The following is a 15,827-nucleotide window of genomic DNA, read 5'->3' as shown; positions in this document are numbered from 1 at the left end:
AGGCCAAGCAGCCTGGCCAGCCATTCAACTGGCGCACACTTCCTGGTCTGCTGCCTCGCGGATGGCCGTCTGGCCGGTGAAGTCCTCCCACCGGCGCACGATCACATCCACGTACTTCGGATCGAGTTCGATCAGTCGCGCGACGCGACCTGATTTTTGGGCCGCAATCAACGTTGTGCCAGAACCACCGAACGGATCGAGCACCACGTTACCCGGGCGGCTCGAATTGCGGATGGCTCGCTCAACCAGCTCCACTGGCTTCATCGTCGGATGCAGATCGTTCTTCTGCGGCTTCTTGATAGCCCACACATCGCCCTGATCGCGGTCACCACACCAGTGGCGTTGCGCACCCTCGGGCCATCCGTACAAGATCGGTTCGTACTGGCGCTGGTAGTCGGCACGGCCCAGCGTGAAGGTGTTCTTGGCCCAGATGATGAACGTCGACCACTTACCACCGGCGGCGCGAAAGGCGGCCTGCAGCACATCCAGCTCGCTGGATGACATCGCCACATAGATGCCGCCCCGGCAGTTCGCCACGGTGGGCGTCAATGCTGCCAACAGGAAGTCGTAGAAGCCATCGCCCAAGTTGTCATTGAGGATCGCGCGATCCTTGCCGCGCATCTTGTCCTTGGCGCTGTTGGCGTAGTTCACGTTGTACGGCGGGTCGGTGAAGACCATGTCTGCCACGTCGCCTTGCATCAGCCGGGCATAGCTCTCTGCCACAGTCGAGTCGCCGCACAGCAGGCGGTGCTGGCCCATGATCCAGACATCGCCCGGGCGCGATATTGGAATTTCGCCAACCTCCGGTACCGCATCCTCATCGGTCTGTCCCTTATTGTCCGGCTCGTCGCCCGCGATCAGTTCGGCCAGCGCGTCGGCGTCGAAGCCGGTGATGTCCAGATCGAAACCTTCGAGTTGCAAGGCTTCCAGTTCGATCCGGAGCATCGCATCGTCCCAGCCCGCGTTCTCCGCGATGCGGTTGTCTGCGATGACCAAGGCGCGGCGCTGGGTCGGGCTCAGGTGATCCAGTACGACCACGGGCACGATCTCAAGCCCAAGTTTTTGCGCAGCGGCCAAGCGTCCATGCCCAGCGACGATGATGCCGTCACTGCCTGCAAGGATCGGATTGGTGAAACCAAACTCGGCAATCGATGCGGCGATCTGCGCCACCTGATCATCCGAGTGCGTCCGCGCATTGCGGGCATAGGGCAGCAGTTTGGCTGTCGGCCACTGCTCGATCTTGTCGGCCAGCCAGTTCATGCCGCCACCTCCATTTCGCGTTCAGTGGCGATCTCCTCGAAAGATTGGCCGGTGGCGATGAGCGTGACCGGCACGCCGGGGTGGTTTTGCTGAAAGCGCTTGATGGCCACGTCCACGTACTCCGGCGCAATCTCGACGCTGCGACAAATGCGGCCAGTGCGCTGCGCGGCCAGCATCGTCGTGCCACTGCCGCCGAACGGCTCGAACACGATGTCTCCGGCGTCGGTGTAGGACTCGATGGCGAACTCCGGCAACGCCACCGGGAAGACGGCGGGGTGATCAATGTCCTGACCGATCTTGCCCTTGTGGCGCATCACGCGAATCACCGAGTCGGGGATTCGGGTGTCCTGCGTCGGCTGACCCTTGTGCGTCCAGCCGCCGACCTCGCCATCCTTACCGCGCATCGCCGTGGACGACCCGTCAGCGCGCAGGTGCGATTCCTGGCCTGCGTGCTTGCAAGGAACAATCTTGTTGGGTTTGCGGGTGCTGCGATTGAAGTGGAAAACAAACTCGAAGCTGGGAGCCAATCGGCCCTGCCAGTCGCCGGGCATGCCTGGCCCCTGATCCCAGACGTACCACGCGAAGCGCCGCCACCCTAGCTGACGCATCCAGGACAGCCAGCCGTCCCAATAGGGGATGACTTCGTTGTCGCGGTGGATCAGCCCAAGATTGACCAGCACCTGTCCGTCGTCCGCCATCGGCAGATGTGCGAACACACCGCGCATCAGGACATCCCAATCGGCAATGCCGCCGGAGGTGTAGTCGCGCTGGTTGCCATACGGTGGCGAGGTGAAGCAAAGCTGCGCGGTGTCACCCTGCATCAGCGTGGCGACCACGGCTGGGTCGGTGGCGTCGCCACAGATCAACCTGTGCGAGCCGATGGCCCAGACATCTCCCTCGCGCGACACCGCCACCACTGGCGTGTCAGGTACGTTATCGGTCGTATCGGGTTCATCGGCGTCTACACCATCCTGCGCCGCAGGTTCTGCTTCGGTGGGCGTGGCATCTGCCAGCAGCGCATCGATCTCGATGTTTTCGAAGCCGGTCAGCGCCAGTTCGAAACCCGCTTCGGAAAGCTCCGCCAGTTCGAGCGCCAACATCTCCTCATCCCAGCCAGCGTCAAGCGCCAGCCGGTTGTCGGCGATGACCAAGGCGCGCTTTTGCGCGGTGGTGAGATGGGCCAGTTCGATCACCGGCACCTGATCCAGCCCCAGCTTGCGTGCAGCAGCCAAACGACCGTGGCCCGCGATGATGCCGTTGTCGCCATCAACCAGGACCGGGTTCGTCCAGCCATATTCGACGATGCTGGCGGCGATCTTGGTGATCTGCGCATCGGAATGTGTGCGCGGATTGCGGGCGTAGGGAATCAGCGCCCCGACCTTGCGGTACTCGACGTTGAGCGTATTCAAAGAGGGTGTCCTGAAAATAGAAAACCCGCCGACGACAACCGTGGGCGGGTTTTGGGGTTGGTGTGAGCTGACGGGGTGCGAACTGCGAACCGTGCGAACCTTGGTTCGCACCCTGACGCTAAAAAAGCGCCGCGCTGTCGCCCCCCGCATTGGCTTTTGGCCGGGAAGGACCCGTTGATTTCTGGTCTGCTTCCTCTGCCGTCACCTCTGTCCAGACGATAGATGAATACTACGCAAGATCAGGTCGTTTTGTTGCAGGGGTAAAAACCGCTTATTGCCGCGTGATGGCGCACATCCCCGACCATACGCGCCAAATCACGCCAAAACCCTACGCGACCACCACACCATTGAGTTGATCTGCGACCGTCTGCAATGCCCGCTGCCAATGCCGCCATGCCGTCGTGCGGTCGCAGGCAAAGCGGATCGTGATATCCCGCCAGCCATAGCGCTTCGCGCGCATCCATACGAGATGACGTTGCTCGATGGTGAGCCACTGCACCCAGCGCATAACCTCCAGCATTCGTTCAATTGCCTCTGGACTCGGCGGAAAGGATCGGTACACCCTCTCGTCCGCTGCAAAGGTCTCCCATTCGCTTCGGACAATGGCGGGCCAGCAGTTGAAGTAACCCTGCACTCGAACAGGAGGCAACCGTCGACTGGTGCTTGCGGCCTCTTCAAACCGAGCAGCAACGTCCTCGATAGTCCACTTAGTCATTGCGTCGCCCTCCGTAGAGCCGGTCACCGATGCGTCGCACGATCTCGCGCTCGATGAAGTCCAGACGTTCGTCGGATGCGTTGACCACCAGGATGTGTTGGTCACGCCAGCCACGTTCCTTGATCGCATCCAGATCCGTGGCCTGAGGTTGCAGACGACCGAGGGGGCAGCGGTATTGGGGTGTCGGCACCTTCATGTCACACCTCCTGCGTCTCGACAGCCCAGTGCAGCAAGGCCAGGGCGTCGGCTTCGTTGTCGTCGACTGGGGTGTGACCACGCAGGCGGACGGACGCGATCATGTCGTCCTTGCCCGCGTTGCCCTTGCCGGTCGTGTGCTTCTTGATCGTGCCGACCGGAACACCCTGGTAAGGGATGTTGTGATGCTCACACCACGCGGTCAGGTGTCCCATGAAGCCACCGTAGGCGTGCGCCGCATCAACGCCAGCGTGCCGTCGAACCTCCTCGAAGAACACCGCGTTGATGTGGTTGCTGGCCGAGAGCAATTCGTTGAGCCAGCGTTTGAAACGAAGGAAACGCATGCCGCCCCCTTCAAATCGCTGCGGCTTGAAGTGCTCCGTGCCGCTGGTGATAGTGCCGTCCAGGTGCAGCAAAGCCCACCCGGTGTGTGTGCCCAGATCAAGGGCCAAGATTGTCGTGTTCATCGTCGTGCTCCAGTTCGGGGGCGAGTGACGGAAGCGACGGGTTCATTGGAAAACAGCCTTTACGTGCGCGCACGCGTAGCGCGTCAATCAGGAAACCCGTCAAATCCGTCACTCGCCCGGATTGCTCAGTCATCTCGGTAGGGGTAGCCATGGCTGTACGGCTTGGGCCTGAGGGCAATGCCCGTGATCCCACGTGCGCCCCCGGTCAGCCGACACTTCTCGAACTTGCGGGCAGCCATCAGTTCGGAGAAGCGCTTGACCGAGCCCACGTACTCACCCGCGCGCTCAGCCCATTCACGCCAGTCGGCGAACAATTCGGAAACGCCTTCGCGGTGGGTCTTGGCCAGCAGGCAACGCTCCTCGATCCACTGCCCGAGCGCGTCTTCGGCCTCGAAATACTCCTCGGTCGCCGACACCACACTGGCGGGCGGCTTCAGTCCTTGTCGTTGCCAAAGGCTGCAGCCCTCGACTGCCCACGCCAGAATGCCGTCCCGCTCCTTGAGCAGCTTTTCGGTCAGCCTGCCGTCACGCCGTTCGGGCGGGATCGTCACCGTGAACGGGATCAGGTGAAGCCGCCGCTTCATCGCCTCATCCACGTTGCGGATCGATGGCTTGTGGTTGCCTGCGATCACCAACTTGAACTGCGGCACGTACTCGAAGAAGTCCTGGCGCATGAAACGCGCGGAAACCTTGTCGCCACCGGTGATGGCCTTGACCTTGGATTCATTCCAGCGCCGCCCCTGTTCGGTTTCGATGGATGACACAAAGCGTGCGCCGCGCAGGCCCGCCAGATCGGTCGGATGCCGGTCGGTGCGAGCCTCCATGAACGTGTCCATCGGCGCGTTGGCCGCGTAGTCGCCCAAGATGGTGGTCAGGACGTTGACGAACACCGACTTACCGTTCGCGCCGGTCCCGTATAGGAAGAACAGCGCATGCTCGCTGGTCACGCCCGTCAGGCAGTAGCCGACCATCAGTTGCAGGTAGGCAATCAGTTCAGCGTCGCCGCCTGTGACGTCGGCCAGGAATGCGCGCCACGTCGGACTGTCGCCCTGCGGTGTGGCCGTGGTCACCTTGGTCATCCGATCATCGCGCCGGTGCGGTCGCATGCGGCCCGTACGCAGATCAACCACGCCGCCTGGTGTGTTGAGCGCCCAGACGTCGGCATCCCACTCCTCGGCGGTGGAAGTGTGCTTGGGATCGGAGCGTGCGATTTTCTCGACGGACGAGATCGTGGCGGAGCTGGCCAGCTTGCCTTTTAGCCGAGGGCTGTCCGCCTTGAGTGACGCCATCCGGCAGATGCCGCGTGCGAGGTGAGACACGTAGAGCACCTGATCCGGATTCCAGCGCACTCCGGTCCAGACCAGCCATTTGCCCCAAAGCGCGCAGTAGCGCCAGTCCTCGCCATAGCGGCGTGTGAAGGCCGAGGACAAGCCGTCCTCCGTAGCCCAGTCGACACCGGTCAGCAGATCCGGTGGTGGCGTCTCCTCGACCGAGCGCATCACCGGCATCCGCTCGCCGACAGCGAGGAAGCCTCCCACATCAAAGCCTTCCGGAATGGCGTCAGCCGCATCCCAGCCTTCCGGCTTGTCATCGGGAGGCACCAGGATGGCGACCGTTGTCGCACCCGCGTTCAGGATTGCTTGCGATGCACGGTCAGCGTAATCCCAGCCCGGCGCGTCCCGGTCAGGCCAGATCAGCACGGATTTGCCCGCCAGCGGCGACCAGTCGGTCTTGTCGACGGGAGCATTTGCGCCATGCATGGCCGTGGTTGCCACCACGCCGATGGCGATCAGGGCCTGCGCACACTTCTCGCCCTCGACCAGCACAACGTGACCAGCGGCAGCCAGCCCCGGCTGGTTGTACAGCGGGCGCGGATCGGGCGGAGTCATCTTGCGCCGCTTGGCATCCCACGGCCGGAACTCCTTCTTGCGCCCGGGTGGGTCGTAGCGGTACACGACCGCAATCAGTTTGCCGGTGGCATCGAAGTAGTCCCACTTTGCCGTGGCCGGGCCGAGATCATCAACCGGAGCTTCCTTCTTGGCGCGGCGTACCGGCACTGATCGCGAACGACCGAGCAGATCAGCAGCCTCGTCGAGCACCCGGGGAAAGTCGGTGTGGACGTTGGCCCCGAGGTAGGCGGCGATCAAGGCAAAGATGTCACCGCCATCACCCGTGGCACGATCCGTCCAGAGACCAGCCTTCTCGCCTTCGAGTACCACCTCGAGGCTGTCGCCCGGGCTGCCCAGGATGTCCCCGATCAAAAACTTGCCACGACGCTTCTTTCCTGCCGGAAACATCGTGGTCAGGACTGATTCCATGCGTGCGATCAGTTCAGTGCGAATCTCGTCCCGCTCGCTGTCATTGACGTTGCGCTGGCGCGTTTCTCCTGGTGGTGATGTGTCATTGAAATCAAGCATCGGCACCACCCTCGTGTGACGTCTGCTGCGCGGCGATCCAGGCTTCCAGCTCGTTGGGTTTGAAGCGAACCAATTTGCCGACGCGGTAATGCGGAATGCGACGCTCCTGTCGTTCCTTGGCTTGTGAGAGCCAATACGACGGCAGGTTGAACATCAGTGCAGCCTGGCGCACGTCGATCAGCTGCTCGCCAAGTACGTGATTCAAACTCGAGGTATTCATGCTTGTGTCCTCCAGCAGCGGTCTTGCCACGCGCACATTCGGCATTCAAAGTGGGTCGAGTCATGGAAGGCGCGCGGCAGAAGGTCGCCCGCCTCGGTCGCCGTGATGACCTTGACCGCCCGATCCGACATGCGTTGGGCCAGTGCTGCGTCAAAGGGCACGAGCTCGGTGTAGATCTCCATCGTGTCGGCGTTGAGTGCCGTGAAGATCGCCGGGTGCTCGTGCAGTTCGAGATAGGCTTGGTAGATCGCCACTTGCGCGGCGTAGACGGGCTTGGAGAGAGTCAGGCCCTTCTTGTCCAGATCGCTCCAGGACTTGTTGCCGAGACACTTACATTCCCAGAGCGCGGGATAGGCGAAGCCCTCGGGGCCGCCGACGATGACGCCGTCGATGTGGCCCTGCAGGCGGCCATCGGCCACCGAGAAACCGAACTGCTCGCCGTCGGCCTTGCGGGTGCGCAGGTCAAAGCCCGCGTCCCGGAGCCACGCGACCATGCAGTCCTCCATGACGTGACCGCGTTCGAAGATCCGCAGCATTCGGCCCGGGGTGTCACGCCCGTGGTCGATGGGTGCCTTGGCGTACTCGAACTGCAGCGCTCGCTCGCAGGCCACTCCGAGGCGCGAGGCCCCGAGGTACTGGCGCTCGGACTGGCGGGCGCGAGCCTGCTGCAGGCCCGTGTCCACCAGGGTGGTAACCTGACCCGAGATGCTCGATGAGGAGTTGAAGTCGATCATGGCTTCTTCCCCTTCGGCTCTTCCCAGGGCAGGTCGTCCTCCAGATCCGCGAACGGGTTGGCCAGAGGGTCGGGCGCAGGCGTCATGCCGCGTACCGGTGGGTACTTGCTCGCCTCGTGGTGCGTGACCATTGCCTCGGTGTAGCAAGTGACGATGGCGTCGATCACTTGCAGCGCCTCGGCTTCGGAGTAGTCGCCCAGCGGCTTGGTGAAGCCAATCTCGCCCGCAGCCTCGCCGAAGGCCTTGAGGCACTTCTTCATCGCGGCCAGTTCGACATCAGACGGATCGATCATGGCGACCTCCTTGCTGTCGATGCGACCTTCCTTGACCCGCAACCAGTTGCCGTACAGCGCGTGAAACGCGTTTTGGCAACGTTGCGAGCAAAATACCCAGTCGATGGGATAGCGCCGGGGATTGCCGACACCGTGACGGTTGTCGGTGTGGCCGAATCCCCGGGCCTGTCGTTTGCAGACCCAGCATTTCATCGGCCTCCCTCACTGCGCCCACGACGGCTTGCCGGTCACGGGTGCGCGTTGCTGTGCCTGTGCCTGATACGCAGGCGCAGCCGCCTGCGCCGGAGCGCCGGAATGTCCACTGCCTGGAGCCTTGGGCGGCACGCCCATCAGTTTTGCGTATTCGGGGTGATCGGGTTCGACGGCGATCTTGACCACGTTCCGGTCTTGGCCCTTGCCATCCTTCTCAATGTCCACGCGCGCCAGAAACTCCAGGCCATCCAGTTCATGAAAGCCCTGGATGCGGCGCGCGGCGGCGGCCTGCGGGCTGTTGTCCTGGGGGTGGACGTTGCGGGCGCTGTTGAGCGCGGCGCGGATGAAACTGCGCCCCATCTGGCCCCAGGTCGGCCCCTTCTTGGAGTGCAGGCCGATGTTGCTCCACATCTTGCGCTTGGCATGGTCGCCAGCCGTGACCACGAATTCAGCGGCGAGATAGATGGAGCCGGTTTCGAAGGACTCGGTGGCGTAGCCGCCGCCCCAGCCTTGTCCCGGATCGTCATAGCCACCGGGCTTGATGGTCATACGCACTGGCACGACAGCGCCCTTGGGGATCAGGTCAAAGCCCGACTGTTGGGGATCGGCATCTTGGAAATCAAAATAGCTGGACGACATGGCGATTACTCCTTGGATTCGGTGGTGTTTTCAGTAGTGGGGGTGCCGGTGCTAACGGGCATGGGCAATGGCGACAGGCCTGCACACTTGGCGATCAGTGCGCCGAGATGCGGCGGCTCCAGCAGGTCGAGGCGGCCGCTGCGGTCTTTGGCAGGAAAGCCGTAGGGATTGACGGTGTGCGTGATGAAGGCTCGGTAGGCACTGCCGTCGTCGGCCTTGATCTCGGCCAGCGTCACGACCTCATCGACGATGCCTGGCAGCTCCAGACTGGTCTTGCTGCCTTCGATCTGCGGCACGAACACCTTGCGGTTGTAGTCATCGAGACGTTCGTCAAGGATGGCGACGAACACCACGTTCTTGCCGCGTGCGTGCTGCAGATGTGTCAGTGCGCCGATCATTTCCTGGCCAAGCAGGCCATATGCGGCGCGCAGATCGGGTTTGCCGCTACGGTCGCTGGTGGCACCGGGTTGCGTCTTGCACCATGCGAAGCACTGCCGGGACAGCTGCGTGATCGAGTCGAGAAAGAAGGTCTGGTAGCGGTCGAGCTGCGTCGGGTTACCAAATTTCTCGATGACGTGGTCGTAATGCGCCTGCGAAAACGCGCTCTCCGGCGGCAGTGACCTGTCCGGGCCTGCGAGGAACACGAAAAAGTCGCGGCTTTCCGGCCACGAGGCCGGGCGGATGGTGTCGCCTGGCCAGTCGGCCACGGCGAGATCGCCCGCCTCGATATCGAGGAACAAGGTGGTGGCAGGGTCGAGGTCTTTGAGCCGGGTGGTCTTGCCGATGCCGGATTTGCCCAGCATCAGCAACTTCACACCTTTGCGCTCGGCCAAGCGCTGCTGTGCGGAAATGATCGGGAGGGACATCACGCCACCTCCTTCAGTTGTTCCGCGACCGCCGGATTCCAGAGGATCTGGTAGCCGCTGTGGCCGTTGCGCGAGTACGGCATGGCTTCGGCCCATGCTTCACCGGCCTCGGTCAGTTCCCACTCGTCTCGGTCGTTGCGGAACTGAAGGCCGCCGGATGCCAGCAACTGGTTCGTGGCCTTGGCTGAGCGACTCAGCAATTTGCCAAGCTGTGTGGCGTTGAGCGAGCAGATCGGCTCGTTGGCGGCAGGCAAAGCGCGGCGCAGCACCTCCGTGGTCAGGCCGGTGTTTTCCTGAATGCAGGTCAACGTGGCAGCCATTGCAATGCCGGTCTTGACACCCGGTACCTTGGCGACCGCTTCGCCGATCAGCAGGATGGCGGTGACGCGATCTTGGGTCGGCGCGGGCAAGGCAGCCATCGTGGTGGCGGCGGAATACGCGCCTGTCTTGCGGATTGCAGGCAGCACTTCACCGGTGATCCAGCGCTTGAAGCGCTTGGCGGCATCCTTGGTGCTACCGAGGATCAGGGCGTAAAGCCCCGACTCGTTGACGTGGTTTTGGCGTTGACGGCCACCCGCCGTAAGGGTCTCCAATTTCTGGAGATCCTCGGCATCGACGTGGGACTTGATCGCCTGAGACGGATTGCCCATCTCCAGGGCGTCGCAGACATCGGTGGCGTTGAACCACGGCAGACCGAGTTCATCGACCTGGACGCGCACGGCGTGCGCTTCGAACTGGAAGGGAATGATCGCGCTCATGATCAGCCCTCCCACGACACGTCGGCGATACGGTCGACTCCACGCGCGGCACGTTTGCGCACCTCGGTGTGGAGTTCTTCCAGCGCGGTGCGGCGGCGGCCGAGCGCCAGCGATTCCGCGTTGGCTGTCTGGATGGCAAAAGCCAGCTCGTCCACAGTGGCGACATCAAGCGGGACAACGACGTCCTGACCGTCCGCGCGGCGATACCGGATTTCGTCAGGGAGGTGTTCGCCGTAGATGGACGGCAGCTGTTGACGCAGCGAGGCGATGAGATTGGTGCTCATGGTCATTACTCCGAATCGATGGAAAGGGTGAAAGACGGCTTGCCGGAATCCACGGTGCGAGCAGCGGCGAACTGCTGTTGCAAAGCAGGCGGCCAGTTCGTGAAGCGGGATTCGGAGACGGACAACTTGATGTCGAGGTAACCCTCGACCTTCTCGCCTGAGGCGACGATGCGTTCAGCGATCTCAGCCAGTTGCTTCTGATCCCAGCTGACCTTCTTGGGCAGCTCGAACTTCAGGTGCAGCGGGCCATCGCTGATGTGTGCGGTGCCGAAGTCACGGCCGGATTCGCGCAGCGCGGTGCGTGCCTGCTCGCCGTAGCACTGATCCAGTGCCGCATCGAACTTGGTGCGCGCCTTCTTCAGCCAGTCGATGGCTGCATCGAGGTTCTTGTCGATCTCGTGTTTCTGCGCTGGCGGCAATGCGGCCAGTTGGCTGACCGACATCTCGGCGATGTCGGCAGGGAAGATGGTGATGTCATTCATCGCATCTCTCCTCAAACCGCCGCGCGTTCGGATGTCGAGTCGTGCAGCGCTTCGCGCTCAAACTCGAGGATCGCGTCGACCGGGTAGCCGACACGCTTGGACAGCTTCAGGTAGCGTGGACCGCGACCCTCACTGCGCCAGCGCTGCAAAGTCTTGGGGCTAACGCCCCAGCGTTGCGCGAGCTCGTTTTCGTTGAGCACGCGGCGATCACCGGGTGACATGGTGTTGATCGCCTGCTGTGGCGACCGGGGGATACCGCTGGTTGGTGTCTGCATGGAATGCTCCTGTGACGTTGTTGAGTAACAGGTGTCATTCCAAACTTCGGGTGGCGAACCTTTAAGGGACGCAATGGCGAACCACGACGGAACTCCAGGTTCGCCAATGGCCCAGTGCAGAAAAGCAAACGGCGAGCACATGGCTCGCCGTCATCGGATGTGTCTGGAAGCAGATCAGGCGTCGGAGAAACCGAGCAATCGACGCTGCGCAGCCCAATCGCGCGGCAGTTGCTCTTGGCGGCCACGCAAGGTGTGCAGATTCAGGTGGCGTGGCTGACGTCCTTCGAATATCGCCTCCACGATATCGGGGGCCAACATGGTCATGCGCAGGACCTCGGCAGCCCAGCCCGGTTCCACTTTGAAGGCGTGCGCCAAGTCCGTTGTCGTGGAGTAGGTGCCATCGTCGATCAAGCGCTTCCAGTAAAAGGCCTTGCCCAGCGTTTTGATCATCGGCACATCGAAGCCACCGATTCGGTCCGCGATCTCGGGGGCTGGCGGTATCAGCAGCTTCCGGTTCTGGCGGCGCTTGATCGTCAGTGGCACCAAGGTAACCCGCTGCCCCTCGCTGACATAACTGCGCGCCTCGGCTCCAATCTCGATGCGGACGGCGCGCTGGCGCTGGTGGGTCGTGGCATTCATGCCAAAGCCTCCTCGACACGCTCTTGGGACTCTTCGATCAAGGGATGCGTGCTGATGTCCGCACCGAATCCGATCCAACCGTCCTCTCGCCAAACGATATCCAGGCCGTGCCCGTGTAGTTGCACGCGTTCGATCAACAGCCGTGTGATCCGTTGCTGCTCGGCAGGGAACAGTTGCGACCACACGTCACCGATGCGCTGCATGGCGACCACCACCCGTGCCTCGTCCAGTGTCGCCCCCGCCGGATGCTGCTGGCAGGATCTCCACACTGCGATCAGCATTTGCGGCGATGAGAGCGCAGCATGGATTTGCGCCAACACGGCATCTTCGATCTCGGCGGCTGGCAGGTGGCCCACGTCCGGCGTATGCGGAGCCAGGCTGGCACCGGCGTTGCGCCGCTTGTGCAGGTAAGGCACGTAGTAGCGGTACTGCCGACCATTTTTCTTTTTTACGAAGGAGTGCAACATGCGTTGGCCATCCGGTGCAAACAGAAGTCCCGCCAGCAGTGCCGGATGCTTGGCTCGGTGTTCGCGCGGAGCCTGCTTTCGCCTCTCAATGAAGGCGTGTGCCGCGTCCCACAATTCTTGAGAAATGATGGGGTCGTGCTGGGCCGAGTACCACGTCTCGTGATTGCAGATTTCACCGAGGTAAATGCGGTTACGCAGCAAGGTAAAGAGGTACTGCTGATCGATGCTGCGCCCCAATCGCTCCCGGCCGGACTGGGTGACCCATGCCTTGGTGGTATGCCCTTCGATATCCAGTTCGCGGACGAGTCGCGCAGCCGAGCCATGCTCGGCGTAGCGGCGGAAGATGTCACGTACCAGCGCAGCTTCACGGTCGTTGATAACGAGCTTGCGTTCGACCACGTCGTATCCGAGGGGCGGGACTCCGCCCATCCACATGCCTTTGGCCTTGCTGGCGGCGATCTTGTCGCGGATGCGTTCGCCGGTGACTTCGCGTTCGAACTGCGCGAATGACAAAAGGATGTTGAGCGTCAATCGCCCCATCGATGTGGTGGTGTTGAACTGCTGCGTGACCGCGACAAAGGAGACGCCGTTGCGGTCGAAAACCTCGACCAGCTTTGCGAAGTCCGGCAGGCTGCGCGTGAGGCGGTCGATTTTGTAGACGACCACGGTATCGATCTTCCCCGCCTCGATGTCGATCATCAGTCGGCGCAACCCTGGCCGTTCCATGTTGCCGCCCGAGTAGCCGCCGTCGTCGTATCCGTCGTCGACGGCTATCCAGCCCTCATGCCGTTGGCTTGCAATGAAGGCCAAGCCTGCATCACGCTGTGCCTCGAGGCTGTTGTATTCCTGATCGAGGCCTTCGTCAGTGGACTTACGGGTGTAGACGGCGCAGCGCTTCTTTGGCGTGACTGCGGGAATCTGGTTTCGACGTACTGAGCTCATGCCGCCCCCTTCTTCGAAGCTGGTGCCTTCAAGCCAAAGAACACCGGGCCTGACCAATGGCTGCCTGTGATGCGCTTGGCCACAGCGGACAGGCTCTTGAAGCGTTGCCCCTGGTACTCGAAATCATTCGATCCGCGCACCAGCACACGATGTTCAATGTCGTCGTAGATGCGTGTCAGGACGGTACCGTGCAGTAGGCGTTGGCTATCGCCGCGTAGTTGCTTGGGCAAGATGCCGGTTTCGCCAACCTCCTCAAGCTTCTTGCGCAGTGACGGTTTCAAACCGCCAAACGCGCGCTCTTGCATCCGGTAGGCCAGGCGACTTTCCAACCAGACCCGATGGTGGTGATTCGGCCGTTCATCGAAATGGTCGTCCCAGAGAGCCCAAAGATCATCCATCGAAAGATGGGGAATAGCCGCGACGCGGGCGGCGACTGAGGCGGGCGTTGGTGAGGTTGCGTGTGCTGTCATGGGCGAACTCCGTTGTTGTGATCGGGGTTCGCATTCACGCGCTGTTGGCCGGGGAAGCCAAGGCAAACCTGCTCGCTGTTTTTGGGGATGTCGCGCGATTGGCGGACACGGAGGCGCAGTAGCGCGGCAGCCAATAGATCAGCGATTTCTTGATGCCCGTGCCGTGGCCGGTCGGGTGATGTGCAAATGGAGATAGGTTCGATTTCTGTCATGGCAAGCGTTCCGATGGAAAACGCTGCTCATGCTAGAAACCAAGGGCACTTCGCGTAACGTGATTTAGCGTGAGTGCGCGGGTTTTGCGCTATGTCTCTTTGGGCCTATACCAAGCCGCGCGCTGGCCATTCACTTCCCGATACCGAAGCTCGAAAAGGCGGGATTCGTGCACGACCTGCCGCCAACTGCTGCACCCATACTTGGCCGGAAGTTGATCAGGATACCTTTCTGCAATCCATCGTCCAGCAGTGGCGACCGGTGTCCACTCGTCGACAGCCAACTGATCTGCCGCTTCACGCAATGTGCGAACAATTCCGGCTGCGGGCCAATCCACCGAGCCATCCGGCGCTATGCCGTTGATCACCAGATCGCGGAAGGCATCGGACTGGGCAAACTCCGCCGCCAGACGACGGGCCTGATCCATGTGCTCCGCCCAGCCTCGCAGTTGCTCAAAGTGTTGGTCGACGCGACTGTAGGCCGCCACCAAGGACTCTTGCGCACCACGGCATCCGTCCAGACTCCAAAGGTCGTGCTGGTCGATAAAGTGGTGCACCAGGTTGTTCCGCAGCAGAACGAGTTCCTTCAGATCGTTTTGCGTCGTATCGAAATCCTCGGCAGACATCCGCAAGCTCATCTTCATCTTGAACGAGATGATGTTGTCGGGCGCATCTGGTTCGGCGACATCGTCTTGGTCGCCGCTGGTGACATACGTTCCGAGCAGCGTGCCAACCAACGTACCCAGAGTTTTGTTTGCGGCATCCGCAACGCGCTCCGCCTGGTTCGATTCGAGGGGTGATCCTGACGCGGAGATTTCGTGGTGGGCCACGATGGCCTTCATCAATTGTTCGTACTGCTGCAGACGCAAGAGACAACGGCCCAGCATTCGTTGCACCTCGCGTTGCAAGGTCTGCAGTTCTTCATCTATGGGTTGGATCGGCAAGCCTGTCATCGAGGGACTCACCGTACTGGCAATTGCCCGTTCGAGACGAACTGATCGAAGCTGTCAAAGCTCTCGCCGTCTTGCCAAGACCGATCCCATGACCGTGGTTCAGCACTTTCCAGTAGCAGAAGGGTCAGGACGCGATCTCCTGTGGTGTAGCTGTGCTTGAACTCGCGCAACTTCATGTGTGGTGCCTCCTCCGGGCACCAGATCGCGGCAGACATCTCCGTGCCATCCCACTCCTGCTCAACGGTGGAATCAGCAGCCAGGGTGCCGGGTAATGGTTCCTGCGGATCGTCAGTGCGCCGAATGCGGGCGCGCGTCTTGACCGCGCTGCTGCTGCGCCATTCGTACTTCACGAAACCGTTGTCCCAATAGACAAGGATTGCCCGCTGCGTGGTGAATTTGATGAACCGAATGCACAGCGCCTCGAACGACACCTGGAACCGTTTGGCAAGGGCGCTCAGGACATGCAAGTCGATGCGCTGGTTCGAGATCCACTCGCGCAGTAAGTCGCCAGGCATCAGCAGGTTGCTGGCAAAGTCGTCCGCCTCACGTTCGATGAGACGGATAGTGTCAGCGCCAGAGTACACGCTTTCCTTGTCGCAGTTGAAGCTTTGCCGCTGATCGCGGTGGAGAATAAAGTGGCCCAGTTCGTGAGCGATGGTGAAACGCTGGCGCTCGGGGTTTGCCTTGCCGTTATAGAAGATGCCCCACTCAGCGGTATCGTGTGGGTTGCGCACCAGCATGCCTTCGCAGCTATTGATGTCCAGCACCATCGGGGCTTTGATCTCCCGCACCCCTTTGCCGTAAGGCGTCTCTGGAAGCATTTGCCGGACGACTTCCAGATCCACGGCATCCGGCATGCCGTCGGCGTGCCACGCCCGCAACCATCTCAAGACGGTGCTGGCTGCGATGGAACCGGTTAGGGGCTGGGATGAGCTCAATTG

General features: G+C 61.8%; 20 protein-coding genes. All 20 read right to left on the bottom strand.

Features of this window, described 5'->3' with window-relative positions; genetic code table 11:
- Nucleotides 1–24 precede the first annotated feature (24 nt).
- The gene (locus ACJ7VY_RS06835) at nucleotides 25–1,260 is read right to left on the bottom strand and encodes a site-specific DNA-methyltransferase (protein ID WP_409476627.1); all 1,236 of its coding nucleotides are present in this window, start codon (nucleotides 1,258–1,260) and stop codon (nucleotides 25–27) included.
- Nucleotides 1,257–2,669, bottom strand: a complete 1,413-nt coding sequence (locus tag ACJ7VY_RS06830) for a site-specific DNA-methyltransferase (protein WP_409476626.1) — start codon at nucleotides 2,667–2,669, stop codon at nucleotides 1,257–1,259. Before ACJ7VY_RS06830 ends, ACJ7VY_RS06835 begins: the two co-directional genes overlap by 4 nt.
- Nucleotides 2,670–2,997: 328 nt before the next feature.
- On the bottom strand, nucleotides 2,998–3,384 hold the full coding sequence (locus tag ACJ7VY_RS06825) for a DUF6362 family protein (RefSeq protein WP_088862016.1): 387 nt from the start codon (nucleotides 3,382–3,384) through the stop codon (nucleotides 2,998–3,000).
- Complete coding sequence (locus ACJ7VY_RS06820) at nucleotides 3,377–3,580, bottom strand: hypothetical protein (protein WP_020200558.1); 204 nt, start codon at nucleotides 3,578–3,580, stop codon at nucleotides 3,377–3,379. Before ACJ7VY_RS06820 ends, ACJ7VY_RS06825 begins: the two co-directional genes overlap by 8 nt.
- A 1-nt stretch (nucleotide 3,581) precedes the next feature.
- Entirely contained in the window at nucleotides 3,582–4,046 is a 465-nt protein-coding gene (locus tag ACJ7VY_RS06815) for a crossover junction endodeoxyribonuclease RuvC (RefSeq protein WP_088861525.1), read from the bottom strand.
- A gap of 125 nt (nucleotides 4,047–4,171) precedes the next feature.
- Nucleotides 4,172–6,463, bottom strand: coding sequence for a phage/plasmid primase, P4 family (locus ACJ7VY_RS06810; protein WP_409476625.1), 2,292 nt, complete (start codon nucleotides 6,461–6,463; stop codon nucleotides 4,172–4,174).
- The gene (locus ACJ7VY_RS06805; protein WP_239884610.1) at nucleotides 6,456–6,683 is read right to left on the bottom strand and encodes a helix-turn-helix domain-containing protein; all 228 of its coding nucleotides are present in this window, start codon (nucleotides 6,681–6,683) and stop codon (nucleotides 6,456–6,458) included. Before ACJ7VY_RS06805 ends, ACJ7VY_RS06810 begins: the two co-directional genes overlap by 8 nt.
- Nucleotides 6,680–7,417, bottom strand: a complete 738-nt coding sequence (locus ACJ7VY_RS06800) for a hypothetical protein (protein ID WP_263125911.1) — start codon at nucleotides 7,415–7,417, stop codon at nucleotides 6,680–6,682. The genes ACJ7VY_RS06805 and ACJ7VY_RS06800 overlap by 4 nt, the downstream gene beginning before the upstream one ends.
- Nucleotides 7,414–7,902: a DUF6511 domain-containing protein gene (locus ACJ7VY_RS06795; protein WP_409476624.1), complete on the bottom strand. Its 489-nt coding sequence runs from the start codon at nucleotides 7,900–7,902 to the stop codon at nucleotides 7,414–7,416. The genes ACJ7VY_RS06800 and ACJ7VY_RS06795 overlap by 4 nt, the downstream gene beginning before the upstream one ends.
- 9 nt (nucleotides 7,903–7,911) lie before the next feature.
- Nucleotides 7,912–8,541: a hypothetical protein gene (locus ACJ7VY_RS06790; RefSeq protein ID WP_409476623.1), complete on the bottom strand. Its 630-nt coding sequence runs from the start codon at nucleotides 8,539–8,541 to the stop codon at nucleotides 7,912–7,914.
- A 5-nt stretch (nucleotides 8,542–8,546) separates the two neighbouring features.
- A complete protein-coding gene (locus ACJ7VY_RS06785; RefSeq protein WP_409476622.1) occupies nucleotides 8,547–9,407 on the bottom strand; it encodes an ATP-binding protein in 861 nt (286 codons plus the stop codon).
- Nucleotides 9,407–10,165, bottom strand: a complete 759-nt coding sequence (locus ACJ7VY_RS06780) for a Bro-N domain-containing protein (protein ID WP_029043087.1) — start codon at nucleotides 10,163–10,165, stop codon at nucleotides 9,407–9,409. The genes ACJ7VY_RS06785 and ACJ7VY_RS06780 overlap by 1 nt, the downstream gene beginning before the upstream one ends.
- 2 nt (nucleotides 10,166–10,167) lie before the next feature.
- Nucleotides 10,168–10,449, bottom strand: coding sequence for a hypothetical protein (locus ACJ7VY_RS06775; protein WP_198848035.1), 282 nt, complete (start codon nucleotides 10,447–10,449; stop codon nucleotides 10,168–10,170).
- A gap of 5 nt (nucleotides 10,450–10,454) precedes the next feature.
- A complete protein-coding gene (locus ACJ7VY_RS06770; protein ID WP_020200568.1) occupies nucleotides 10,455–10,931 on the bottom strand; it encodes a hypothetical protein in 477 nt (158 codons plus the stop codon).
- A gap of 11 nt (nucleotides 10,932–10,942) precedes the next feature.
- Entirely contained in the window at nucleotides 10,943–11,206 is a 264-nt protein-coding gene (locus ACJ7VY_RS06765) for a helix-turn-helix transcriptional regulator (RefSeq protein ID WP_020200569.1), read from the bottom strand.
- Between the two features lie 174 nt (nucleotides 11,207–11,380).
- On the bottom strand, nucleotides 11,381–11,845 hold the full coding sequence (locus ACJ7VY_RS06760; protein ID WP_024541971.1) for a hypothetical protein: 465 nt from the start codon (nucleotides 11,843–11,845) through the stop codon (nucleotides 11,381–11,383).
- A complete protein-coding gene (locus ACJ7VY_RS06755) occupies nucleotides 11,842–13,254 on the bottom strand; it encodes a recombinase family protein (protein WP_409476621.1) in 1,413 nt (470 codons plus the stop codon). The genes ACJ7VY_RS06760 and ACJ7VY_RS06755 overlap by 4 nt, the downstream gene beginning before the upstream one ends.
- Entirely contained in the window at nucleotides 13,251–13,724 is a 474-nt protein-coding gene (locus tag ACJ7VY_RS06750; protein ID WP_409476620.1) for a DUF2924 domain-containing protein, read from the bottom strand. The genes ACJ7VY_RS06755 and ACJ7VY_RS06750 overlap by 4 nt, the downstream gene beginning before the upstream one ends.
- A gap of 301 nt (nucleotides 13,725–14,025) precedes the next feature.
- Complete coding sequence (locus ACJ7VY_RS06745) at nucleotides 14,026–14,886, bottom strand: OST-HTH/LOTUS domain-containing protein (protein ID WP_409476619.1); 861 nt, start codon at nucleotides 14,884–14,886, stop codon at nucleotides 14,026–14,028.
- Nucleotides 14,887–14,894: 8 nt separating this feature from the next.
- Entirely contained in the window at nucleotides 14,895–15,824 is a 930-nt protein-coding gene (locus ACJ7VY_RS06740; RefSeq protein WP_409476618.1) for an ImmA/IrrE family metallo-endopeptidase, read from the bottom strand.
- Nucleotides 15,825–15,827: the final 3 nt, after the last annotated feature.

This window comes from Stenotrophomonas sp. Y-13 (genome assembly GCF_046267925.1).
GTDB classification, from domain to species: Bacteria; Pseudomonadota; Gammaproteobacteria; order Xanthomonadales; family Xanthomonadaceae; genus Stenotrophomonas; species Stenotrophomonas acidaminiphila_A.
The sequence above is the reverse complement of the archived record's forward strand: the minus strand, read 5'-3'. Positions and strand labels throughout refer to the sequence as shown.